This window comes from Neglectibacter caecimuris, assembly GCF_034335015.1.
GTDB classification, from domain to species: domain Bacteria; phylum Bacillota; class Clostridia; order Oscillospirales; family Acutalibacteraceae; genus Acutalibacter; species Acutalibacter caecimuris_A.
The window spans coordinates 211,742-236,261 of record NZ_JAWXXK010000006.1 but is presented as its reverse complement, the minus strand read 5'-3'; the positions used below and the strand labels follow the sequence as shown (position 1 = coordinate 236,261).

At 55.0% G+C, this 24,520-nt stretch carries 21 protein-coding genes, 1 tRNA gene and 1 riboswitch; of the genes, 1 reads left to right on the top strand and 21 read right to left on the bottom strand.

Annotation, left to right across the window (positions count from 1 at the left end; translation table 11 throughout):
* Positions 1–26: 26 nt before the first annotated feature.
* The 12 genes from U8T64_RS10555 to hprK all read right to left on the bottom strand — a co-directional run bounded on the left by U8T64_RS10555 (position 27) and on the right by hprK (position 16,067).
* Complete coding sequence (locus tag U8T64_RS10555) at positions 27–365, bottom strand: hypothetical protein (protein ID WP_322183370.1); 339 nt, start codon at positions 363–365, stop codon at positions 27–29.
* A 112-nt stretch (positions 366–477) separates the two neighbouring features.
* Positions 478–1,653, bottom strand: a complete 1,176-nt coding sequence (gene metK / locus U8T64_RS10550) for a methionine adenosyltransferase (RefSeq protein WP_322183369.1) — start codon at positions 1,651–1,653, stop codon at positions 478–480.
* Positions 1,654–1,926: 273 nt separating this feature from the next.
* Positions 1,927–2,056: riboswitch (SAM riboswitch) on the bottom strand.
* Between the two features lie 97 nt (positions 2,057–2,153).
* Positions 2,154–4,328: a Tex family protein gene (locus U8T64_RS10545; protein WP_322183368.1), complete on the bottom strand. Its 2,175-nt coding sequence runs from the start codon at positions 4,326–4,328 to the stop codon at positions 2,154–2,156.
* A gap of 3 nt (positions 4,329–4,331) precedes the next feature.
* Positions 4,332–5,582 carry a deoxyguanosinetriphosphate triphosphohydrolase family protein gene (locus U8T64_RS10540; RefSeq protein ID WP_322183367.1) on the bottom strand — a complete coding sequence of 417 codons (1,251 nt, stop codon included), beginning with the start codon at positions 5,580–5,582 and terminating at the stop codon, positions 4,332–4,334.
* 111 nt (positions 5,583–5,693) lie between these two features.
* Complete coding sequence (gene pfkA / locus U8T64_RS10535) at positions 5,694–6,662, bottom strand: 6-phosphofructokinase (protein ID WP_322183366.1); 969 nt, start codon at positions 6,660–6,662, stop codon at positions 5,694–5,696.
* A 198-nt stretch (positions 6,663–6,860) separates the two neighbouring features.
* Positions 6,861–10,361: a DNA polymerase III subunit alpha gene (locus U8T64_RS10530; RefSeq protein WP_322183365.1), complete on the bottom strand. Its 3,501-nt coding sequence runs from the start codon at positions 10,359–10,361 to the stop codon at positions 6,861–6,863.
* 46 nt (positions 10,362–10,407) lie between these two features.
* A complete protein-coding gene (locus U8T64_RS10525; protein WP_322183364.1) occupies positions 10,408–11,412 on the bottom strand; it encodes a glycoside hydrolase family 18 protein in 1,005 nt (334 codons plus the stop codon).
* Positions 11,413–11,468: 56 nt separating this feature from the next.
* Complete coding sequence (gene whiA, locus U8T64_RS10520; RefSeq protein WP_322183363.1) at positions 11,469–12,398, bottom strand: DNA-binding protein WhiA; 930 nt, start codon at positions 12,396–12,398, stop codon at positions 11,469–11,471.
* An 80-nt stretch (positions 12,399–12,478) separates the two neighbouring features.
* Positions 12,479–13,339 (bottom strand): RNase adapter RapZ, encoded by an 861-nt coding sequence (gene rapZ / locus U8T64_RS10515; RefSeq protein ID WP_322183362.1) that lies wholly within the window; start codon positions 13,337–13,339, stop codon positions 12,479–12,481.
* A 38-nt stretch (positions 13,340–13,377) separates the two neighbouring features.
* Entirely contained in the window at positions 13,378–14,304 is a 927-nt protein-coding gene (murB, locus tag U8T64_RS10510; protein ID WP_322183361.1) for a UDP-N-acetylmuramate dehydrogenase, read from the bottom strand.
* 15 nt (positions 14,305–14,319) lie between these two features.
* The gene (locus U8T64_RS10505; RefSeq protein ID WP_322183383.1) at positions 14,320–15,099 is read right to left on the bottom strand and encodes a phosphatase; all 780 of its coding nucleotides are present in this window, start codon (positions 15,097–15,099) and stop codon (positions 14,320–14,322) included.
* 2 nt (positions 15,100–15,101) lie between these two features.
* Positions 15,102–16,067, bottom strand: a complete 966-nt coding sequence (hprK, locus tag U8T64_RS10500; protein ID WP_322183360.1) for an HPr(Ser) kinase/phosphatase — start codon at positions 16,065–16,067, stop codon at positions 15,102–15,104.
* A 398-nt stretch (positions 16,068–16,465) separates the two neighbouring features.
* On the opposite strand from hprK, the gene U8T64_RS10495 reads away from it, so the two are divergent.
* A tRNA-Met gene (locus U8T64_RS10495) sits at positions 16,466–16,542 on the top strand.
* Between the two features lie 337 nt (positions 16,543–16,879).
* Here the strand turns inward: U8T64_RS10495 and U8T64_RS10490 are convergent.
* The 9 genes from U8T64_RS10490 to pstC all read right to left on the bottom strand — a co-directional run bounded on the left by U8T64_RS10490 (position 16,880) and on the right by pstC (position 24,519).
* Entirely contained in the window at positions 16,880–17,116 is a 237-nt protein-coding gene (locus U8T64_RS10490) for a hypothetical protein (RefSeq protein WP_322183359.1), read from the bottom strand.
* Positions 17,113–17,991: a ParB/RepB/Spo0J family partition protein gene (locus U8T64_RS10485; protein WP_322183358.1), complete on the bottom strand. Its 879-nt coding sequence runs from the start codon at positions 17,989–17,991 to the stop codon at positions 17,113–17,115. The genes U8T64_RS10490 and U8T64_RS10485 overlap by 4 nt, the downstream gene beginning before the upstream one ends.
* Positions 17,988–18,431, bottom strand: coding sequence for a plasmid mobilization protein (locus tag U8T64_RS13920; RefSeq protein WP_437126003.1), 444 nt, complete (start codon positions 18,429–18,431; stop codon positions 17,988–17,990). Before U8T64_RS13920 ends, U8T64_RS10485 begins: the two co-directional genes overlap by 4 nt.
* A 651-nt stretch (positions 18,432–19,082) precedes the next feature.
* Complete coding sequence (locus U8T64_RS10475) at positions 19,083–20,738, bottom strand: sensor histidine kinase (RefSeq protein ID WP_322183356.1); 1,656 nt, start codon at positions 20,736–20,738, stop codon at positions 19,083–19,085.
* Positions 20,735–21,409, bottom strand: a complete 675-nt coding sequence (locus U8T64_RS10470; protein ID WP_322183355.1) for a winged helix-turn-helix domain-containing protein — start codon at positions 21,407–21,409, stop codon at positions 20,735–20,737. Before U8T64_RS10470 ends, U8T64_RS10475 begins: the two co-directional genes overlap by 4 nt.
* 5 nt (positions 21,410–21,414) lie before the next feature.
* A complete protein-coding gene (gene phoU / locus U8T64_RS10465; protein ID WP_160578013.1) occupies positions 21,415–22,053 on the bottom strand; it encodes a phosphate signaling complex protein PhoU in 639 nt (212 codons plus the stop codon).
* On the bottom strand, positions 22,053–22,808 hold the full coding sequence (pstB, locus tag U8T64_RS10460; RefSeq protein ID WP_322183354.1) for a phosphate ABC transporter ATP-binding protein PstB: 756 nt from the start codon (positions 22,806–22,808) through the stop codon (positions 22,053–22,055). The genes phoU and pstB overlap by 1 nt, the downstream gene beginning before the upstream one ends.
* On the bottom strand, positions 22,805–23,647 hold the full coding sequence (gene pstA / locus U8T64_RS10455; RefSeq protein WP_322183353.1) for a phosphate ABC transporter permease PstA: 843 nt from the start codon (positions 23,645–23,647) through the stop codon (positions 22,805–22,807). The genes pstB and pstA overlap by 4 nt, the downstream gene beginning before the upstream one ends.
* Complete coding sequence (gene pstC / locus U8T64_RS10450) at positions 23,644–24,519, bottom strand: phosphate ABC transporter permease subunit PstC (protein WP_322183352.1); 876 nt, start codon at positions 24,517–24,519, stop codon at positions 23,644–23,646. Before pstC ends, pstA begins: the two co-directional genes overlap by 4 nt.
* Between the last annotated feature and the right edge of the window lies 1 nt (position 24,520).

Below are 24,520 nucleotides of genomic sequence, written 5' to 3'. Positions count from 1 at the left end.
TCCGTTGCTTTTAGGGCCAGGCTGATTTATCCCTTTTCCATACAATGATACACCAAATCGTCGGGTTTGGAAACCCTTAAATACGGATATTGCAGCAATAAGTACCGGCAGATGCGGTCGATCTCCGGGTCGCCGCTGTGGTTCACGCACACCAGCTTTCGCGGCCCCCTGATCTCCAGCCACCGCAGACGCTCCGCTGCCATTCGCACCGTGTATTCACAGTCCTCCGGGCTTTCCGGCACCACCACCAGCGTGAGCCTGCCCTCCGTCAGGGGTCTGGTCCACCAGAATACCAGCAGCTTTACAAGCTCCGCCGCCCCCAGCACCATCAACACCGCGCAGATCGCGCAAACAGCTATGTTCATATTCATTCACCCCGCTTGCTCCATTCTATGTAAGGAAGTCTGTCCCGGTGATTTTTCACAAGCGGGAAACAAAAAGGGCCGGAAAGTTCCGGCCTTTTTATTTTAGAGTTTTTTACTTGACCGCCTTCCGCAGTTCTTCCACGCGGTCTGTTTTTTCCCAGGCCACGTCCAGGTCTTCTCTTCCCATGTGGCCGTAGGCCGCCAGGGGGCGGTACTTTGTTTTCCGCAGGCCCAGCTCCTTGATGATGGCCATGGGGCGCAGATCAAACACCTTTTCCACCGCCGCGGCCAGCCTTTCATCGCTGACACTTCCGGTGCCGAAGGAATCCACCATCACGGAAACCGGGCGGGCCACGCCGATGGCATAGGCCAGCTCCACCTCGCATTTTTCCGCTAGGCCGGCGGCCACAATGTTTTTTGCCACCCAGCGGGCGGCATAGGCCGCGGAGCGGTCCACCTTGGTGGGGTCCTTTCCGGAGAAAGCGCCGCCTCCGTGTCTGCCGTAGCCGCCGTAGGTATCTACAATGATCTTTCTGCCGGTAAGGCCGCTGTCTCCCACAGGGCCGCCGATGACGAACCGCCCGGTGGGATTGATGTAGATCTTCGTTTTCTTGTCCACCAGTTCAGCAGGCACTACCGGCTTGATGACATGCTTTATAAGATCCTTTTTCAGCTTTTCCAGCTTCACCTCTTCATCGTGCTGGGTGGAGATCACAATGGTATCCACCCGTTTGATCTCCTTTCCCTCGTACTCCACGGTGACCTGGGTTTTTCCGTCCGGGCGCAGATAGCTCAGGGTGCCGTCTTTTCTCACAGAGGCAAGCCGGCGGGCCAGCTTGTGGGAAAGGGAAATGGCCAAAGGCATGTATTCCTCCGTTTCGTTGCAGGCAAAGCCGAACATCATGCCCTGATCCCCAGCTCCCACCAAGCTGTTTTCGTCCTTTTCTCCGTTCTTCGCTTCGAAGGATTCATTGACGCCCATGGCGATATCGGGCGACTGGCTGTCGATAGAGGTCAGCACACCGCAGGTGTTGCCGTCGAAGCCGTATTTCGGGTCGTCATAGCCGATCTCCTTGACCACCTCCCGCACAATGGCGGGGATATCCACATAGCAGCTGGTGGTGATCTCCCCCATCACATGGATCACGCCGGTGGTGGCGGTGGTCTCACAGGCCACATGGGCGTTTTCGTCCTGCTTCAAAATGGCGTCCAGCACCGCGTCGGAAATTTGGTCGCACACCTTGTCGGGGTGACCTTCTGTCACAGATTCTGAAGTAAAGAGCTTCATGTTACTACTTCCTTTCACAATGCAATATTTGGGCTTGTTTGAAAAATCGCAAACACCGTTTTTTTGCCCAATGCGGACGGATTTCAGCGTTGGAAATCTTCGACAGGCGTCGGCCTGTCTTGCGGGTTCTGCTTTGAAACCGTCTCGTCTTGTACAAAAATCCGGCATTTTCTCTATTTTCAAACAACCCCCAGGATAGGAACCTGAATTCCCCTTTTTTCTCGGTAGCCGGTATAAAAAACGAGCCGCTCGAAAAACGAGGGCTCGCTGATTGCCTCATCTTTCGGAACGATCCGGGTAGGATCCCCGCAGGAATTAGCACCTTGCCGAAGGTAACTTCAGTTACCTTTTTGCAGGTTGCCGGGCATCACAGGGCCTGTCCCTCCGCCGCTCTTGATAAGGAGATATTCGGTTTTCAATGATTTCCTGAGTATAGTATACTACCGGAAAAACGCTTTGTCAATGATACGAAGCAGAGGATCTGTCGAAAAAACACCAAGTCACGTTTTCTGTTCGGCGTTCTTCATGGTAAGAGAGATCCGTTTTTTGGCCTCGTCCAGCTCCAGCACGGTGACCTCCACCACATCTCCCACAGAAAGCACCTCAGAGGGATGGCGGATATAGCGGCTTGTGATCTGAGAGATATGCACCAGGCCGTCCTGATGCACGCCGATATCCACAAACGCGCCGAAATCCACTACATTCCGCACAGTGCCCTGAAGCTTCATGCCAGGCTTCAGGTCGGAAAGCTCCATCACATCGGTGCGCAAAAGGGGCGGGGGCAGCTCGTCTCTGGGATCCCGCCCGGGCTTTTGCAGTTCCCCGGCGATATCCCGCAGGGTGGGAAGGCCCACGCCGCAGGCCTCCGCCGCTTTTTCCGGCCCGTATTCCGTCAAACGCCGGGAAAGCTCCGAAAGGCTTCCCACGTCTTTTTCCTCATAACCGCACAGGGAAAGGAGCTTCCTGGCCGCTTCATAGGATTCCGGGTGAACGGCGGTATGATCCAGCACATTTTTGCTTTCCGGCACCCGTAAAAAGCCCGCGCACTGCTCGAAGGCCTTGGGCCCCAGCTTCGGGACCTTCAAAAGCTCTTTCCTTGTCTGAAAGGAGCCGTTTTCCTCCCGGTACGCCGTTACATTTTTGGCCACTGTCGAAGTGATCCCTGCCACGCGCCGCAGAAGGGAGGGCGAAGCGGTATTCAGGTCTACGCCTACGGCGTTTACACAGTCTTCCACCACGCCGTCCAGGGCTTCGGAAAGCCTTGCCTGGGGCATGTCGTGCTGGTACTGGCCCACGCCGATAGCCTTGGGATCGATCTTTACGAGCTCCGCCAGGGGATCTTGAAGCCGCCGGGCAATGGATACGGCGGAGCGCAGGGAAACATCGTAATCCGGGAATTCCTCCGCTCCCAGCTTGGAGGCAGAATACACCGAGGCCCCGGCTTCGCTGACCACCATATAGGAAATCTCCCCGCCGTATTCCTTCAGGAACTCGCTGACAAACAGCTCGGATTCCCGGCTGGCGGTGCCGTTTCCAATGGCGATGCAAGTAATGTGATGGGTATCGCACAGCCTGCGAAGGACCTTTTTCGCTTCCTCCGTTTTGTTGTGGGGCTTGGTGGGATAGATCACCGCCGTTTCCAGCACCTTTCCTGTGCCGTCCACCACCGCCAGCTTACAGCCGGTACGGTAGGCGGGATCAAAGCCCAGCGTCACCCGGTTCTTCACCGGAGGCTGCATCAGCAGAGGCCGCAGATTCAGGGCAAAGGTGTGAATGGCCTGTTCGTCCGCCCGGTCTGTCAGGCCGTTTCGGATCTCCCGCTCCAGGGAGGGGAAAATCAGCCTGTCCCAGGCGTCCCCGGCTACCTCCCGCAAAAGCTCCTGAAAGGGGTTTCTGGGGGAAAAGGCATGCTCCAAAATCACAGAGACGGGAGCCCACTCTCCCGGGCGCACAGATACCTTCAGCATGCCCTCCCGCTCGCCCCGGTCCATGGCCAGGATCTGATGGCTTTGCAGGCGGCGCAGGGGCTCTTCAAACTCGTAATACAGCCGGTACACCGTATCCTCCTCGGTGTTGGCGACGGAACGAAGGGCGCCGTTTTTCTGAATTCTTTCCCGCAGCAGCTTGCGAAGGCCCGCGTCGTCGGACAGATCCTCGGCGATGATGTCCTTCGCCCCCTGCAACGCCTCTTCCGGGGTTTCTATCCCCTTCTTCGAGTTTACATAATTTTTTGAAAGTGTCTCCAGCGCTTCCCAGTTCAGGGGGTGGCCTCCCTCGTCTTTTCCGCTGAAAATCGCTGCCGCCAGAGGCTCCAGCCCTTTTTCACGTGCCACACTGGCTCTGGTTTTCCGCTTGGGGCGGTAGGGACGGTAAAGATCCTCCGCTTCAGTCAACGTAGCGGCGGAATCGATGGCCTTTTCCAGCTCCGGAGTAAGCTTTCCCTGTTCTCCGATGGAAGCCTTTATCTCTTCTTTCCTGGCGTTCAGCCCCCGCAGGTACTGAACGCGGTCCGCCAGCATACGAATGGTTTGGTCGTCCATGGAGCCGTGCTGTTCTTTTCGATACCGGGCGATAAAGGGAACGGTATTGCCCTCGTCCAGCAGTGCTACCACCGCCTGGGCATGCTCCGGGCGAACATGCAGCTCACTGGCTAAAACAGAAATCATTTGATCCATAAATCATATTCCTTTCGGAGGTTCTTGCAGATCCTCAAAATAAGAATGGTAAGTGATTTTCAGCTTGCTTTGGGGGAATAAAAATGCGTGCAGCGACAGGAAATAGCTGTCTGTCATGCTGGCAATATAGTCCGCTGCGATCTGCTCCGGCCTCTCCTCCAGGTAGTCCGGCTGCCCCTGATCCCGATAAAAGCGGGTGGTCTTTCGAATAAAATCGATATGGTGCCGGAACACAGGCGAGGCCTTGTTCCCCTCCCGAATATCCCGCAAAAGCCGTTCAAACACCTGCCGGAGCATGGGGCGCACCGTGTGCTCGTACTCGCCGCTTACGGCCTCGCTGTGATAGATCCTTTCATAATTCTCCTTCTTTGCCGCCTTCAGATCGCGATAGGTGGCGGGGCTGAGCAGAAGGTGATCCTTCCCGTAGCTGTTTTCGATTAGATCCACCGACATATTGTTGATAATGGCGGCATTTTTATCGCCGATCTCCCGGGAGGTAAAGCCGGAATAGCCCTCAATGATGTGGGCGGTCAGGGCGTCCTGCCGGTCCTTTCCCAAATAGGCGATCATATCACAGATACGCACCACGCAGGCCTCCAAGGTGGAAGGCACCAGCCGCTCCACTGCCTTATCACCCTCTGCAAGGCAGGCCTCCGCCCTGGCGTTCAGCTCATCAAAGCCGGAAAGAGGCCGGGGACGGTATTCCTGCTGCTCGAATTCTCCGTTGTGGCAGAGAATGCCGTCCAGAGTTTGCAGAGTCAGCTTCCTTTGAAACATGGCGTCCAGCACCCGCACACTTTGTACATTGTGGAAAAAATACCGCCCACAGAACTCCTGCATCAGCTCGCTCAAATACCGTTCCCCCGCATGGCCGAAGGGCGTATGCCCCAGGTCGTGGCCCAGGGAGATCGCTTCGATCAGATCCAGATTCAGCCCCAGCATGGAGCCGATGTTTCTGGCGATTCGGGAAACCAGCTGTACATGAAGCCCCCGGCGGGTGATATCGTCGTTTTCATAAAAGGAAAGCACCTGAGTTTTATCCGCGTAACGGTTGTACATGGGCAGATGCAAAATCTTTTCCGTGTCCCGCACAAAGGCGGGGCGCCACAAGGGAGAACGGTCTCTTTCCTCTCCGGGGCGGACCGCGTTTGCTTCCTGAAAACGGAAGGGATTTTCCCAATGCTCCGCCCGATCCCGGCGGATCTTTTCCTGAAGCTCCCGGCTCAGCTTATGATATTTCAATTCATTTTGCATAAGGCGTCCTCCTTACTCCGGCTCCCATCCGCGCCCTCTGGCCAGATACAGAAACCCCCGCCGTTCCCGGAGGAACCGCAGGGGAAATCCATGTTTTGCTTCCTGGCCTTCTCAAATAGAAAGCTTTGCGGAAATGCGATACAGCGTTTCATCAAAGACGCGGGGCATTTCCAGAGCTTCCGTGATATCAAAATCCACGATCTGCTCGCCCTTCATGGCGACCACCCGGTTCCCCAGGCCCTTTTCCAGCAACTCCACCGCATGATAGCCCATGCGGCTGGCAACCACGCGATCCCGCAGGGTGGGCGAACCGCCCCGCTGCACATGGCCCAGGATCGTGGCGCGGCTTTCGATGCCGGTGGCGGCCTGGATCTTTTCCGCAAGCTCCTGGGTGTGGCCCACGCCCTCGGCCACTACCACGATGAAGTGACGCTTTCCGGTACCCTGCGCCATACGGATACGGGCGATCACGTCCTCTTCAAAATCATAGGGAACCTCCGGCACCAGGGTTGCGATGGCCCCTACCGCAATGCCGGTATGCAAAGCGATATCCCCGCAACGGCGGCCCATAACTTCCACCACGCTGCAGCGGTCGTGAGACTCCGTGGTGTCCCGGATTCGATCGATCATATCCATGGCGGTATTCAAAGCGGTGTCATAGCCAATGGTGTAATCCGTGCAGGCAATGTCGTTATCAATGGTGCCGGGTACGCCGATGCAAAGCACCCCGGCGTTTGTCAGGTCTCGCGCCCCCCGGAAGGAGCCGTCTCCGCCGATGACCACCACGCCGTCTATTCCCAGGCTTTTGCACATATCCGCCGCCTTTTTCACGCCCTCCGGCGTGTTGAATTCCGGGCTGCGGGCTGTAAACAAGGCTGTGCCACCGTGCTGCATGATATCGGAAACGCTGCGCAGGCTCATTTCCTGAACGTCTCCATGAAGCAGACCGTTATAGCCGCGCTTTACGCCATATACCTTCATGCCGAAGGAGATGGCAGAGCGAACCACAGCGCGTACCGCCGCATTCATGCCGGGGGCGTCTCCCCCGCTGGTCAGAACTGCAATACTTTTCGCACCCATATGTTTTCCTCCGTCTGTTTCGATCCCGCAGAGCCTGTCGCCACTGCTGACCCTTGACTCTACAATATATGTTTCTAGAATATTATAGCAAAAGAAAGAAATTTATCAAGAGGTTCCCGGAAAGATTTTCGCTAAAGCTTTTAAAATAGAGTAAAAGCACCGGCTTTTTGACCTGATTTGACAGTGAACCACTGACACCTAATTTCTAACCGCTACATTTTCTTCTCCCAAAAGCTTTTCGAGAGCGAAAAGAAGCGTATCATTGAGCTCTGCGCGAAATCTTGCGGGAGCCTTCATCAACTTTTGAGAGTCCCGGAAAAACAGGTACACGTCTGTTCTGCCCTCATCGAAAATGGCCAGATATTCCATAGCTTTTTTGTACCTCGGATCCTCCTTGGAATCCAGCTTCAGGTAGAGCCCGGGCCTGCCGGAACCCCCGGACTGTGCCGCGGGCCTTCTTCCGTTTCCTTCCGTTCCCCCCTGGCCCGGTTTGGAGAACTTCATGCAAATCAGCTCCGGCTCCTGATCTTCCGTAAAGCTCAGCCGCCCGGAGACCTCCACCACGGCTCCTCCCTCCAGAAGATCCGCAAAGCCTTCCAGTGTTTTTGGAAACACCAGCCCGGTGATGGCGCCATACATATCCTCCAGAGTGAGAAAAGCCATGGTCCCGCCGTTTTTCGTGTTTTTCCTTCGCATTTCCGCGATCATGACAAGAAGCGTTACCTGCTGCCCGTCCCGGTACAGTTCGGAATCTCCCTGGCTGCTGCGGAAAATCTCATCGCTTCTGGCATACCGGCCCGTTTCATAAAGCTCCGCGTGATCCATCATGGGGTGGCCGGAAAGGTACATACCGGTCACCTCTTTTTCCATGGCCAGTTTATCGCCAACAGAAAATTCCTCCGCCTTTTGCAGGGCGGGCTCTCCGCCCTCCTCCGTGCCGGGCGTATCAAAAAGGCCCATCTGACCCTCCAAATTCCGGCGCTTGTCCGTTTCCAGGGAATTCAAAACGGACTCTACCGAAAGCAGCATTTCCCGGCGGTTATTTCCCAGGCCGTCCAAAGCACCGCATTTGATCAGGCTTTCAATGGCCTTGCGGTTCAGGTCCTTTCCCGACATGCGCTTGCAAAAGTTATAAAAGGAGATAAAAGCACCGCTCCGGCGGCGTTCCTCCACCATGCGCAGGATCACCGCCCGGCCCAGGTTTTTTACCGCCAGCAGGCCGTAGCGGATCGTTTCCCCCGCCACAGTAAAGCCCATATCGCTCTCGTTGACATGAGGCGGCAGCACGGAGATCCTGAGGCGCTTGCATTCCTCCATATATTCCGCCACCTTTCCCGCCCAGCCCAATACGCTGGATAACAGGGAAGCCATATATTCTCTGGGATAGTGGCGCTTCAGGTAAGCGGTTTGATAGGCCACCACCGCATAGGCCGCGGCATGAGACTTATTAAAGGCATAGGAAGCGAAGCTTTCGATCTCCCGGAACAGTTCTTCCGCCGTTTTCTGATCCACGCCCCGGTTCAGGCAGCCCTCTACCTCCCAGGAGCCATCCTCCCGCCGCTGCCCGTGCAAAAAGATCTGCCGTTCCTTTTCCAGCACGTCGCGCTTTTTCTTCGCCATGGCCCGGCGTACAATATCCGCCCGTCCCAAAGAATAGCCTGCCAGCTCCCGGAAGATCTGCATGACCTGCTCCTGGTAAATGATACAGCCATAGGTCACGTCCAAAATTGGCTTCAGCTTTTCATGGCGGTATACCACCCGGTCAGGGTGTTTCCGGTTTTCGATATACATGGGAATAAACTGCATGGGGCCGGGGCGGTACAGGGAAATAATGGCAATGAGGTCTTCAATGCTTTCCGGCTCCGCCTGGGAAAGCAGACGCTTCATGCCGCCGGATTCAAACTGGAATACCCCCACCGAATCCGCCTGGGCCATCATACGGAAGGTTTCCCCATCGTCTTCGGGAATGGCTTCTATGGAAAAATCCGGTTCCCGGCGGCGAATGAGCTTTTGGGCGTTATCGATCACAGAAAGGTTTCTCAGGCCCAGAAAATCCATTTTCAAAAGGCCAAGCTCTTCAATGGCGGTCATGGTAAACTGGGTCACTACCACATCGTCGTTTTTTGCCAGGGGCACGTATTCTGTAACGGGCCTGTCTGTGATCAGCACCCCCGCCGCGTGAGTGGAGGCATGGCGGGGCATGCCCTCCAGCTTTCGGGCCATATCCACCAGGGCCTTTACCTGCTCGTCGCTTTCGTACTGCGCGCGGAAGCTCTGGGAGCTTTTCAGGGCCGCGTCCAGCGTGATGCCCAGCTCCATGGGCACCTGCTTTGCCACCTGATCCACCTTGTTATAGGGGATCGCCATGGCTCTGCCCGCGTCCCGCAGGGCCCCTCTGGCGGCCATGGTGCCGAAAGTGACGATCTGCGCCACGTGATCCGCACCGTACCGATCCAGCACATACTGAATGATCTCGTCCCGGCGCTCATCGCTGAAATCGATATCAAAATCCGGCATGCTCACCCGCTCGGCATTGAGAAAGCGCTCAAAGATCAGGCCATAGCGAATGGGGTCTACATTGGTAATGCCCACGCAGTAGGCGCAAAGGCTTCCCGCGCCGGAGCCTCTGCCCGGCCCAACGGGGATCCCCACACTTTTCGCGTAGCGAATGAAATCCCACACGATAAGATAGTAGTTTACATAACCCATCTGCGAGATCACGCTGATCTCATAGCTTAAACGATCTAAAAGAGACTGCTCCGGCTGCTCTCCGTACCGTTTTTTAAGGCCCTCAAAGCACAGGCTTTTGAAGAAGCTCTCGCTGTCGCTGCCGTCCGGAGGGTCAAATCTGGGCAGCTTTGTTTTTCCGAATTCGATCTCCACCCGGCAGCGCTCAGCGATCTTTGCGGTATTGTCCGCCGCCTCCGGCAGCTCCGGGAAAAGCGCCCGCATTTCTGCTTCGCTTTTTACATAGAATTCCTCGGAGCCGAACTCCAGCGTATCCTCGTCCTCCACCGTGCGCCCTGTCTGAATGCAGATCAGGACATGGTGCATGGCGCTGTCCTCTTTTTCGATATAGTGGCAATCGTTAGTCACCACCAGCGGAATCCCGGTCTCTTTGGAAAGGCGAATGATCTGCGGGTTTACATAATGCTGGTTTTCCAGCCCATGATCCTGAATCTCCAAAAAGAAATTCTCCGGGCCGAAGATTTCCCGATACCGCAAAGCGGCTTCCTTTGCCCCGGCATAATCGTTTCGGGAAAGAGCCTTGGGAATTTCTCCGGCAAGGCAGGCGGACAGGGCGATCAGACCCTCATGGTGCTGCTCCAGCAGCTCAAAGTCCACCCGGGGCCGGTTATAAAAGCCCTCCGTCCAGCTTTTCGATACCATGGCGATCAGATTGCGGTAGCCCGCTTCATTTTCACAAAGCAGCACCAGATGCCGGTTTTCGCTGTCCAGCTCGTGCACTCTGTCAAACCGGGTACGCTTGGCCACGTAGACCTCGCAGCCTAAAATGGGCTTGATGCCCCGCTTTTTCGCCGCCTTGTAAAACTCGATCACACCGTACATGCAGCCATGGTCGGTGATGGCCACCGAGGTCTGGCCCAGCTCCTGAACCTTATCCAGCAGCCGCTCGATCCGGCAGGCGCCGTCCAAAAGGCTGTATTCCGTATGCAGATGCAGATGCGCAAAAGCCATGCTTTCACCGCCCTTTCCGAAACTATGCCGCCGCTTTTCCCGCTTCTCAGCCCAATTCCCGATGAATGGCGCTCAAAAGCTCCCGGGTGCTGTCGCAGCTGTGCTCCCAATACATGATGCCCAAAAGCCCCGCTTCCTTTACAAAAGCCGCTTTCAGGGACACGGCCTCGGGGCTTTCATAGCTGATAAATTCCGAACCGTTCCACAACCAGGCCGCCTGAGCCTCCTCGTCCCAATACCGGGTAAAACCGCCCTTTTGCAGAAATTCCGGGGTAAGGTCGCTGTAGGCGGGGCCGCCCATTCCCACGCTTTCCGCCTCTTGCAAAAGGCCGTGATTCTCTCCACTTTTCACGCCAGTCCAGCGGCGGGAATAGAAGGCCGCGCCCACCACCAGCTTGGAAAGAGGAACACCGGCGTTGTGAAACAGCGTGACGATATCTCTGGTGTTCACCATTCTGTCGTCTCCTGCCGTGGCAAAGAGCGCCGCGTGATGCCCTGTTCGATGAGAAAAGCCGCCGCACATATCATAGGTCATCAGTTGTACATAGTCCACGATCTGTGCTACCTTGTCCATCTCCGTATCCCGCACAAAATACTCTCCAGCTCCCGCGGCGATGGAAAGGCTTTTTTCTCCCAGCTGCTCCCGCAACGCTTTTAACAGCAGAGTGAAATTTTCCCGGTCGGCAGGAGAAAAATCGATCCCGGCCTGGTCGCTGCAGGGATATTCCCAATCGATATCGATGCCGTCCAGGCACAGACGTTCCACCGCCTCCGCGCAGGATCGGGCAAAGCGCTCCCGCCCCGCCGCCGTCATGGCCATGTTGGAGAAGCCGCCCGCTCCCCAGCCGCCTACCGACAGCACAATGTGAATTTCCGGGTTCCATTCCCGGAACCTTTTCAGCAGGCCGATGTTGGTAAGCCCGCTGAGATCCAGCAGCCCATCCTTCACCAGCCCAAAAGCCAGATTTACATGAGTTAGGCGGCTGAGATCCTCCCGGGTGATACTAGGCAGCGCGTCATTCATGGCATAGGCAAGTATATAATGCTTCATCTGATTTTTCTCCTTCCCGTATCTCTCCGGTCGTTGGAAATGCTTTGTATATAAGTTTACATAATCTTCTTGCCTGTTTCCAGATACTTCTCACCCAGCTCCAGCAGCCGTTCCAGCCGATGATTCACGCCGCTTCGGCTGATCCCCAGGGCTTCTCCCAGCTGGCGCAGAGTCATTTCCGGGTTTTCCAGCCGCAGCCGGGCCAGCTCCCGCAGTCCATCGGGAAGGTTTGAAAGCTCCCCCACATCGTTCAGGACCGCAATCGCGGCGATCTGCCGGGCAGAGGCAGAATAGGTTTTATCCATATTAGCCGTCTCGAAATTTGCCTTACGGTTGATATCGTTTTTGGCTTCCTTATACATACGAACCTGCATCAGCTCCATGGAAGCTCCCGCCGCTCCCAGAAAAGTAAGCAGATCCTCGATCTGCCCGCTTTCCTTCCAGTAAACCACATAGCTGCCCTTGCGGGAGGCAAGCAAGGGATTGACCGGAAAGGCGGTCACCTCGCTTAGCAGGGTGTAAAGCTGGTTTGCGAGCTTCTGGTAGGGCACGGCAAATTCCAGGTGATACCCCTTCTGAGGATCCGCCGCCGTGCCGCAGGTAAGAAACGCCCCGCGGAGAAAGGCGGCCTGGCAGCAATCATCTTCCAGCACGGCCCGGTTGATGCGCAGGCTCGTCTCCCCGCCGGTATGGCCAAAGGCGGAAAGCAGGCGGAGCCGGGAATCCTCGTCCTGCAGGGCGACCCGATAGGCGGGCTTTTTTCGCCTGCTCACACCATAGGAAAGCTCTCCCCCCGCTCCGGCGGCAGCCGCGGCCAGCTCCAGCATACGGCGGGCAACACCGCTGTTTTCCGTCACATAAGCGGTTTCCCTGAGAGAAAAACATTTGGAAAACAGCCACATACCATAGCATTCGGCACGCAGGCAACAGGTTTTCTTGTTTTCAAGTTTACATAACTCAGATTTGATGCTTGAGGAAAAAGACATTGCCACTCACCCACAGTAAAGAAAAATTTCTCTTTTCCAAATATGCTTAAAATGCTGGCTGTTATTTGTGCGGCACTGCCTTAAAATTTCTGAATATCCCGGTGCGTTACGCTGGTTTTGATCCCCTTTTCCCCCAGGTAATCGCACATATACTGGGCCAGAGCCACCGAACGGTGATGCCCGCCGGTACAGCCCACGGCGATCACGAGCTGGCTCTTTCCCTCCTTGCTGTATAGAGGCAGAAGGTAGTCCACCATATCCGTAAAGCGGGAAACAAAGCCGATGGTCTCTTCCTTTTCCATCACATAGTCCCGCACCGCCGCGTCAAGGCCGGTCTGCGGCCGAAGGGCTTCGTCATAAAAGGGATTGGGCAGGCAGCGTACATCAAAAACCAGGTCGGACTCCATGGGAATCCCAAACTTAAAGCCGAAGCTGATACAGTGTACCGCCAGAGAATCGCTTGGGCTGCTCAAAAACAACTCGGTGATCCGGGCCTTCAGCTGTGCGGGAGATACCCCGGAGGTGTCGATCACATAATCGGAGCACTCCTTCACAGGCTTCAGCATTTCCCGCTCCAGGCGAACGGCCTGCTCCAGAGAGCCGTTCAGGTCGTCGGAAAGGGGATGCTTCCGCCGGGTCTCCTTGAACCGGCGCACCAGCACAGCGTCGGAGGAATCGAGAAACAGGATCTTATAGGGCTTCTTGTCTCGCTTCAAAGCTTCCATGGCGGTAAAGAAAGATTTGAAGAGTTCTCCACCCCGTGTATCGGTCACCACCGCCACGCGGTTGCGCAGCCCTTCTGATTTGATGCAGAGGTCGTAAAAAACCGGGATCAGCGCCGGGGGCAGATTGTCCACACAGAAAAAGCCAATATCCTCCATGGCGTGCATCGCCCTTGTTTTTCCGGCTCCGGAAAGCCCTGTTACAATCACAAATTCCATCTGCCCAACAACTTCCTTTCCTGTTTTTCCTTCCGCCTTCAGCCGTTTTCCTCGCCGGTGACCCGAATCTCACATTCCAGCATGATCTCCTTTTGGGCGGCCACAGTTTCCTTGATCACGGCGATCAGCTCCAGCACATCCCGGCAGGACGCGCCGCCGGTATTGACAATAAACCCGGCGTGTTTCGGGCTGACCTGGGCGCCGCCTACCGTTTTGCCCTTGAGGCCGCATTCTTCGATCAAAGCGGCAGCAAAGCCGTTTTGCGGACGCTTGAAGATGCTGCCCGCACTGGGCATATCATAGGGCTGCTTCTCTTTCCGGCGGCTCATGAGTTCCTCCATTTTTGCGGAGATCTCCTCCCGGCTTCCCGGCACAAGCTGATACTCCACGGAAAGGATCACATCCCTCCCGCCCGTATACCGGCTGTGCCGGTAAGAAAACGCCAGCTCTTCCCGGGGCACGGCGACGATCTCTCCCCGGGCGGTAAGATGGGTAACGCTTTCCACTACGTCCTTCATTTCGCCGCCATAGGCTCCAGCATTCATATAAGCCGCACCGCCGGCTGAACCGGGGATCCCCCAGGCAAATTCCAGCCCGGAAAGGCCGCGGTCCCTGGCAAAAGCGCACACGGAAGCCAGCGGCGCGGCGGCTCCCGCGCGGATCGTTTTTCTGTCCGGCAGCAACTCGATCCCGCTAAAATCACCGCTCAAGGCGAGCACCGCCCCCCGGATCCCCTGATCCGAAACCAGCAGATTAGAGCCGTTTCCCAGCAGCAGCCACGGCAGCTTTTCTTCTTCTAAAATTCGCAGAAGGCCGGTAAGCTGTTTTTGGTCTGTCACCATGAAAAACCGATCAGCCGGGCCGCCGATGCGAAAGGTGGTATGGCGGCTCATGGGCTCTTCCCGCAGGCAGGCGCAGCCCAGCTTCTGTACGGCGCCGTCAAGCCGCGAATAATCAAATCGCAAAAAAGTCCCTCCGTTTTATGGCCGGTGTTCTCCCTCGCCAAGATAGGTTCTGTTGGTAAAAATATGCGTATGCTCCCGAAGATAGGCCTGCAGCCGCTCCTCAGAAGCGTTCAGGATCAATTCCTCGGGAAAGTCGATTTCTTCCAACATACGAAGCGCAAAGCCGAACTCTCCCACCTTTGTTTCAAAATGGGCGTCGGAATCCACCACAATGGGAACGCCGTATTTTTTGCAGGCCAACGCGATTTTTTTGCAGTTTTCTGCATTCTGCTTTCTGGCTTCAAAGGTGTGATTATTGATCTCCACCAGCTTGTGGTTCTCGCCGAAGGCCGGGATCACTTTCTCCACATCGTAAGCAAACAACGGGTCGCCGCTGTGGGCGATCACGTTGATATGCGGATTTTTCGCCACCTGAAGCCAAAGATGGGTGCTCTTTTCCACATTAGGCTCTTCCAAGCCTGCCTGTCCCAAATGGTGGATCGAGGCAACGCCCCAATCCAGACGTTCGAATTCCGCTTCGGAAACGTCCAGCGTTCCCTCAAAATCCATAATATTCGCTTCGATCCCCACAATGGTCATCACGCCCCGATGATAGAGAGGCAGCTCCCGCAGACAGGAAAAATAGAATTCCTCCGGCTTTGGAGCACCGGGCATGGAAACGGCATGATCTGTAACGGCAATGGCGGAAAGGCCTTTGTTGGCCGCGGCCTGCACCATCTCGGTCAGAGAGCTGTAGGCATGGGTAGAGGCCAGCGTGTGGGTGTGCAGATCGGCGATCAGGTGGTAACGTGTCATACTCAAATATCCAGATCCTTTCTGATATCCGCACCCTGCAGATCGGCCATATCCATGCCCAGGCTGGAAAGCAGCTCCTGGGCGGCGTTATAGCCCATTTTCTTCTGGCGGTTATTCATAGCGGCCACCTCGATAATGATTGCCAGATTCCGTCCGGGCTTCACCGGAATGGTGATCACCGGCACCCGAATGCCCAATATCTCTGTGAATTCGCTGTCGATCCCCATGCGGTCATACACCTTAGTGGCGTCCCACAGCTCCATATTGATGCACATATCGATCTTCTCCGTAAGCTTTACGGCGCCCATACCGAAGATCCGCCGGGCATTGATAATGCCGATGCCCCTCAGCTCGATAAAATGACGGATATTTTCCGGGGCCTGCCCCACCAGCGCCTTCCGGGAGGTGCGGCGGATCTCCACCGCGTCGTCGGCAATCAACCGATGACCGCGTTTGATCAGTTCGATGGCGGTCTCGCTTTTTCCGACACCGCTGTCACCTACCAACAGGATCCCTTCGCCGTACACCTCCACCAAAACGCCGTGGCGGGTAATTCTGGGTGCCAGCTCCACATTCAAAAGGGAAACCAGATCCGCCACCACATTGGAGGTAGAATCCTTTGAAGCAAGTAGGGAAATCTCATAGGATTTCGCTGCCTCCAGCATGTAATCAGGAGGCTCGATCCCGCGGGCAACAATCACTGCCGGGGGACGCAGGGCAAAAAAGTTATTGATAGACTGCCTTTGCTTTTCTTCGCCCAGAGACGCCAAAAGCGCCGTTTCCGAAAGGCCCAAAATTGCGATACGATGCGGATCAAAATAATCGCAGAAGCCATTCAGCTCCAGGCCCGGGCGGTTGACATCCTTCGACCGGATCCTGATCTCTTCCGCGCTTTTCGGGAGATACATCTCCTGAAGGGCCAGTTCTTTGATAATTTTCGCAAGGGGGATCGTGTATTCTTCCGTCATGGGTTACGCCCTTCCTCTCTGTTATGATATGCTTGCCAAAAAAGCGACTGCCACGCCTTGGAACCTGTATTCACAACCGAAGTGCGCCGACAGAGCGAGGCTTTTCCCACGCTTTTTCTGCCACCTCGGCTATGAATACAGCCCTTATTTTTCTATTATAAGCGAAATGGCCGAAAAAATAAAGAGGAAACCGGAGAACTCTTTTTTATTTTGTCCTGCTCTCCACCTCGCGCTTTCGTGTTTTCCAAAAGCAGCGCGCATGGTTTTTCCTCCCATTTCCTCACAAAAAAGGCAGCTCTTTAAAAAATGAAAATCTGACAAAAAATAACCCTTGCATTTTCCAGCAAGGTGTGTTATAGTAAATAAGCTATCTCAAGAGAGTCAGCAAAATCAAATATCGCGGGGTGGAGCAGTTCGGTAGCTCGTCGGGCTCATAACCCGAAGGTCGTAGGTTCAAATCCTGCCCCCGCAACCAAAGAATTCCAGCAAACCCCTTGTGGGTTGGCTGGAATTTTTCGTTTCTGAGCAAGACTTGAATCTGGGATCTCCTCGCTTCTGACCTGCGGCTCATAACCCGAAGGGGCCTCCTCGCCAGTGGCGAGTGTTCAGGCCCGACCGAGCCAACAGGCGAGACCATAGGTTCAAATCCTGCCCCCGCAACCATTTTCTTTCGCGAACCTCTGGAGCAATCGCTTTTGATTCGCCACCGAGTTACTGTCACCCTCGGCTCCATCGTCACGGGAAAGGCGGCAGTACAGGGCAGTGATGCCCACCTGTTCATGTTTCTTCTTCGACTACATTTAGTCCTCCTTTCAGACATCGCAAGATGTCTTGCAGCCGGAACACACATTTTCGCTTGTCATCATAGCGCTTGGAATTGTCCCTGTCAAAGGTGTGAAACTGCTGCTGATAGAGTGCTCTAAGCGTTCCTGCATGGTAACTGCGCTGCTTCTTGGCGCAAAGGCAGAAGTGACACGATAGGTCACACCGCCGATTTTGTATTCCCGCTCACCTTGCGGCAAACCAATGATCCAGTTGTTTTTCATCATCGCTCACCTCTGTCGGAGCGCTTGCGGAAACGCTGCGTTTCCTGCTCCTGATACTGTTTGAGGATCAGCCCAATGATGGCTTTCTGTATATCCTCGGTTGTGTAGTTTTTGGGAAAAAAGCTCCGCAGCTCATCCACCTTGAAGGTGATCTTCTCCCGCTGGTTGGGCTTTGGCTCGGACAGCATGGCAAAGATATAGTCGGCGGAAAGTCCGGCCTTCTGGCTGGCTTTCTTTAGCTGTTGTGCCTGCGAAAGAGAGGGCGTACAGTCCTCACATTGCATGGTGTCCAATAACTCACGCTGCTCCTTTTCGGAGAGGTAGGACAGCTCTACCGCTGGACTGAAAGCGATTTTTCCCTTGTCTACCATCTCCAACAATTCGGGGATCAGGCAGGTCAGGCGGATATAGCGGAAGATCTGATCTCGGCTTTCACCGGTCTCCTTGCCGATTTCGGCGGCGGTATCCGTCTTTGTTGCAGCTTGCGACAAAGTGCGTTTGCCCTGCTGCTTGAGCGCCTCCATCTTGAGCTTGTAGGCAAATGCCTTTTCGGACGGCAGGATATGCTCTCGGTGGAGGTTGCTGTCTACTACTGCAAGGATAGCCTGAATTCGGTCTAACGGGTAGATGAGCGCCGGTACTTCGGTAAGTCCCGCTTTCTCTGCCGCATGAAGCCGGCGGTGTCCGCTGATGACCTCATACTCTCCGTTCTCCAGCGGGCGGACGATGAGCGGGGACAGGATGCCCTGCTCTTTGATACTCTCCACCAGGCTGTCCATCTCCTCATTGTCCAGCACCTTGTAGGGGTGTCCCTCGAAGGTGTGGAGCTGACTGACGGGCAGCAGCGCTGATTTCTTTTTCGGTTGTTCGTTTATCATTGATTGGTCTCCTTTTTGGTTTGGGTTTTAACGGGCAGCAGGAAGTTCTGCTCGATTTTTAACTGAAACCGGGCAAAGGCCCTGCTCAATTCCCTAAGCATGGGCGTGTCGATAAAGCCCAGCTTATGTGCCTTAGCGGTAAGCTGATTGAGGTTGTTGCCGATGGCATACATCTCACGCATGGCTTCATAGAAACGCTCGTCCGGCTTCTCTCTCGGCTCATATCCGTGGAGCAGTTGCCGGATCACAGAGGTTTCCGTGACGCCGCACCTTTGGGCTTTTCGTTTCAGATCTGCGGCGTCCTTTTCGGACAGCCAAAACTGCTTTTGATTCCTTTTCTCATATACATTTCTCCTTCTACGGGTATTAGGGCAGCGCCCTAACGAGGCGTTTGTGCGACCTTTGGGAGTACAAACGCACTGCTCGCCAAGATGACGCAGGCATCCGGCGGCAGTCTACCGTTTGGACTCCATTGGGAGTACAAATGGTCTGCTCGCTTCGTCGAAGCAAGCTCCATATCCTTCGCCCTGTCACAAGTGGCAGGGCTCACTCATTTTGCTGTTTCTCCTCTCCCCAAAAAGTCTCTCGACTTTTCGGGGACCCCATTTTACGGATACCTTGCCACAGAACTCAGCCAACAAAAAATGCTCATCGAACCTCCTTTCCCGGAGCCGATGAGCATATGCGATCCTTGAAAATACAAAAAGCCACTTGACCGTTGACATACACCACTTGGACAGACTACTCCCTTGGGAGTATGTCAAAGTCAAGTGGCTCGTAGGAAGTCAACGCATCAAGCGGCTCCAAGGCACTAAGCTTGCCTTTTTGATACTTAAATCATTTCACAGTATTCAGTTTACCGTTCGGATGATTCTCCGCAGCTAAAGGAAAGGCGGCATTTGGATGTCAATACTCATTCATGGATGAGCAGCCCCGTAGCACGATACCAAACCTTATCATCGCCCGGTTTTCTCCTTGCGGACATCTTATATTTTAACAACGGAACATTTGTTTGTCAAGACTTTCTTTAAGTTTTACTTTGTCTCTCAGGTGCAAATTCGGGCAACATAGCGCTCTGCGATTAACCCTTTCTATATCGGCAAGCGGACAGTTATCGTTGTTCCCTCGTCCACTGTGCTGTCCACCTCGATCGTCCCGTGATGAATCAGCACAGCGTGCTTGACGATGGAGAGTCCCAACCCTGTGCCGCCAACCTCTTTGGAACGGCTCTTATCCACACGGTAGAACCGCTCAAAAATGCGCGCCTGCTCCTGGGCGGGAATACCGATACCCATATCGGAAACGGTGAGAACGGCGTCTGCGTCCTGTCTTTCAACGCTGACGGTTACCTCGCCGCCGTTTTTATTGTATTTGATGGCGTTATCGCAAAGATTATAGAGGATACTGTGGAGAAGCTGCGGAACGCCGTGCAGGCTGCAATACTCGCCGTGCAGAGACATCTTCACTTCCGCTGCTTTCGCTTCCGCCTCCAAACCGGCAATGGCTTTCGCCGCAAGCTCATACAAATCGACCTCTGTCCACTCCATGTCCTCTGCGCCCTCGTCTAAATGGGAAAGGCTCAGGATATCCTCCACCAGACTTGTCATGCGCTGGGCTTCCCTGTATATCTTTCCCGCAAAGGGGACGATATCCCCCTGCTTCACCATGTTGTTTTGAAGCAGCTCCGCATAGCCGGAAATGGAGTGCAGGGGCGTTTTCAGCTCATGGGACACATTGGATGTGAATTCACGGCGCATCTGCTCCGCCTTTTCCTTTTCGGTCACATCGAAAAAGCAAAGAGCAGCACCGGCAACTTTTCCTTCAGACATAATTGGGCTGGCGCTGATTTGGTATTGCCCGGTTTCAAGGCTTACGGTCTCAACCACGCTTTGCCCCTGCAAGGTTTGCCGCAAAATGTCGTTTAGGCTGAGGTTCCTGCTGACCGTCAGCATATCCGCTCCCACCGGGCTTTTCTCCACACCCAGCAGAGCCATGGCGGCGGGATTGATGCTGACGATTTTTCCGTGCTCATTCAGCAGCACCATACCCTCGCTCATACTGCCGATGATGGTGTCCAGCTCGGCCTGCTTCTGCTCCAGCCGTGTCTTTTGCCTGCGCAGCTGTTTCTGCTGGCTGTCGATCCTGCGGAGAAAGGGAGCAAGCTCGTCATATCCCTCGTTTGAAAGGGGATGATCCAAATCAATTTCATTCAAAGGCTTCACAATGTTTTTTGAAAGGCGGATAGCAAGGACAACGGACAGGACAACCGCCAGAACTATGACAATGCTTATCGGCTGTGCCATACCAAGTACCAGCGTTAAAATGGAGCTTTGCGCAATGGAAAGACGCAGGACGGTTCCGTCCTCCAAACGCTGCGCCGCATAAAGAGAGCGATCCATCAGCGTGGCGGAGTAGCGTCGGCTTTCCCCATGGCCTGTGGCAAGGGCTTCTTTGATCTCCTCACGCTCCAAATGATTCTCCATATCCGAACTGAGTGCGTCGCTGTCATACAGCACCGTCCCGTCAGCGGCGATCCATGTGATGCGGTAATCCCGCACCTTCAAATCATCAAAATATGCGGTTTCTTCATTGGTGACGCCCTGTGCGGCAAGCTCTAACTGCATTTGAAGCTGCCTTTGCTGCACCCCCGAAAAGTAGTCGTACAGCACACCCATAATGAGGATTAGGGAGGCAAGAAAAACGGCAATGGCGACAAAGCCGATAGAGCGGAAAATCCGTTTTGTCATAGCTTATCCTCCATACGATAGCCGATACCCCTCACCGTTGCAATTAGGCTGCCATATTTCCCCAGCTTTGTCCGCAGGGTGCCGATATGTACATCCACTGTTCGTGTTTCGCCGATATAGTCCAGCCCCCAAACGGTTTCCAGCAGATGCTCACGGGTGAACACCCTGCCGATGTTTTCCATGAAGGTGAACAGCAGCTTAAATTCTTTTAGTGTAAGCTCCACACGCTCTCCGTCGATCTGAACGATGCAGGCCCCGGGGTCAAGCTCCAGTCCGCCGATACGCAGAGGCTCCCGTTCTTCTCTCGGGGCGGTACGGCGCAAAACCGCCTTGACTCTCGACACCATTTCCATCATGCCGAAGGGCTTTGCAAGATAGTCGTCCGCACCCAGGTCAAGCCCGGTCACCTTATCGTATTCCGTGCCCTTGGCGGTGGCCATGATGACGGGGATATCCTTTGTCACGATTTGGGAACGCAGATTTTTGAGAATGGAAATACCATCCTCGCCGGGCAGCATGATATCCAGCAGGATAAGCTCCGGTCTTTGCTGCTTCATGGCTTCCCAAAACGCTGCGTCATCCCCAAAGCCGACAGCTTCAAAGCCGGCGGCGTTCAGAGTATATATCATCAGGTCACGAATTCCGCTGTCGTCCTCCACACAAAAAATCATCTTTTTCACCCCTTGCTTCCGGTAATGGAGAACACCACCCATTTTGCAATGTTGACTGCGTGATCCCCGATTCGTTCAAAATATTTTGCGACCATCAAAAGGTCGATGGTCTGCTCACCGTCGATTCCCGGTTGGCTGAAGCGGCCAATCAGCAGCTTTTTGACACGGTCAAAGCAGTCATCCACCACATCGTCATAGGCGATGACCGCCTGTGCCATAGCGTCGTCTTTTTTTACAAAGGCGTCAATGCTCTCGCTGACCATCTTTATCACAGCAAGCGCCATGTTACGGACTTCTTCCGTATCACCGCCCACCTTGAGGTTTGCCATCCTGACGATTTCGGCAATGTCAGCAGACTGATGTCCGATGCGCTCCATATCCGTGACCATTTTCAGGGCGGAGGAGATGATGCGCAGATCCTTCGCCACCGGCTGCTGCTGTAAAAGCAGTTTCAGGCAAAGGCTTTCGATCTCCCTTTCCTTCTGCCCGATCTGCTCTGCAAGCGCAGGTATGGACTCGGTCAGGGCGAGGTCGCCTTCCGCCACAGCTTTGGCGGACATGGCGATGGCGTTTTCGCACAGGGCGCCCATGGTGATCATCTCTTTATTCAGCAGATCAAGCTGCTCATCAAACCTTGAACGCATTATCCGAACCTCCCTGTGATGTAATCTTCTGTGCGCTTGTCCCGGGGCTGGGAGAATAAAGCTTCCGTTTCGCCCATCTCTACCAGCTCGCCCAGCAGGAAAAACGCCGTTTGGTCAGAGATTCGGACCGCCTGCTGCATATTGTGGGTCACGATAACGATAGTATAGCGCTTTTTCAGCTCAAGAGCAAGCTCCTCTATCTTGCCGGTAGAAATTGGGTCGAGGGCGGAGGTGGGCTCGTCCATCAGCAGTACCTCCGGCTCCACCGCCAGCGCACGGGCGATGCAAAGCCTCTGCTGCTGCCCGCCGGAGAGTCCCAGGGCAGACTTCTTCAGCCTGTCTTTCACCTCATCCCAGATAGCCGCCCCTTTTAATGACCGCTCCACGATCTCATCCAGCATCGCCTTGGAGCGAATACCGTGGGTACGGGGACCGTAGGCGATATTGTCGTAAACGCTCATGGGGAAGGGGTTGGGCTTCTGAAATACCATGCCAATGTTCTTCCGAAGGTCGTTGACATCTACTGATTTTTCAAAAATATTGCGCTCTTGGTACAGCACCTCGCCTGTGATCCTCACCTCGGGGATCAGGTCGTTCATACGGTTCAGGGTTTTGAGGAAGGTGGATTTCCCGCAGCCGGAGGGACCGATCAAGGCGGTGATGCTCTTTTCCGGGATCTGCATATCAATATTTTTCAGTGCCTGGGTCTTGCCGTACCACAGGCATAAATCGTTCACTGTGATCACTGCACTCAAGCTGTTCGCCTCCTTTGAAAATATCTGCTCACAAGCGCCGCCGCAAGGTTGATGAGTAGCGTCAGTATCATTAAAACCGCAGCGATGGCAAAGGCCGCCTCAAACTCTCCCTGCTCTTTGGCGTAGACATACAGCGCCACCGTAAGGCTGCACCCCGAGCTGAAAAGTGTGCTTACAACACCGCCGAGGGCATGGGCAAAGCCCGCCGTAAACAGCAGTGCCGCCGACTCACCCAAGATCCTGCCCACTGTGAGGATACAGCCGGTGATCACGCCGTCCACACAGCCTGGAAGTACCACGGTGCGGATGACCCGCCACTTTCCGGCTCCCAGACCGAACGCCCCCTCGCGATAGCTCTGTGGCACTGTTTTCAGGCTCTCCTGGGTCGTGCGCATCACGGTGGGTAGATTCATGATGACCAGCGTCAGCGCACCCGCCAGCAGGCATTTGCCGAAATTGTTCGCAAACGCCAACATCCCCACAAGACCATATATGATGGACGGAATGCCGGAAAGGGTTTCGGCTGCATATTCGATCATGCTGACAATGCGCCGGTTTTGGGCATATTCCGTCAGATAGACCGCCGCTCCCACGCCCAGCGGCAGAACGATAATAAGGGTCGCAAGCACAAGATAGACCGTGTTCACGATATCCGGCAGAATACCGATCCTGTTTTGCAGGTAGCTGGGGCTCTCGGTCAGCAGCTCCCATGTGATATTGGGAAGTCCCTTCGCAAAGATGAAGCCGACCAGGAAGAGAACCAATGCGCCTGTCAGCCCCACCGAAAGCCACATCAGCAGCTTCATTACGATACTATAAGCCCTGCGCTTTCCGCTCATTTGGCTCCCTCCTTGTCCCGCTTCAAAAAGAAGTTGAGGCAGGCGTTAATCAGCATGATAAAGAGGAACAGCACCAGAGCAATGGAAAACAGCGCCTGCCGTTGCAGACCGGAGGAATAGGACATCTCGGTTGCCACAGCCGTTGTAAGAAAGCGCACGCTTCCGAACAGAGAGGGCATATTCGCCACATTCCCGCAGACCATCATGACCGCCATAGCCTCACCGATGGCCCTTCCCACGCCAAGCACCACGGCGGCGGCAATGCCGCTTTTTGCCGCGGGGACAGACACTCTGAAATAGGTCTCCACCGGCGTCGCGCCCAGAGACAGGGAAGCGTCCTCATATTCCTTCGGCACCGCCTCCAGCGCCGTGACCGACACCTTTACGATAGAGGGCAGGATCATCACCGCCAGCACGATGATAGCGGCGAAGAGGCTTGCCCCATCGGGCAGCCGGAAGACTTCGCTTATGGCGGGAACCAGCACGATCATACCCACCAGGCCGTACACCACCGATGGGATGCCCGCCAGCAGGCTGACCGCCGTACCCACCGCCGATTTCACCCCTTTCGGCGCAAGCTTAGCCAGGTACACCGCTGTCAGGAAGCCCACGGGCACGCCGAGGACGATCGCCCCGGCTGTGCCGTAAACACTGGTGAGAATAAAGGGCAAGATCCCATAGGACGGCTCCGCCGCAGTGGACGCCCACACCTTCCCGAACAGGAACTGCACAAGCCCTATCTCACGAATCGCCGGCAGTCCGGCGATCACCAGATATACGGTGATGAGCAGCACGCAGCCCACCGTCACAAGCCCAATCAGAAGGAAAACTCCGTACACAAATCTTTCAAAAGCCGCTTTTCTGTTTTTCATG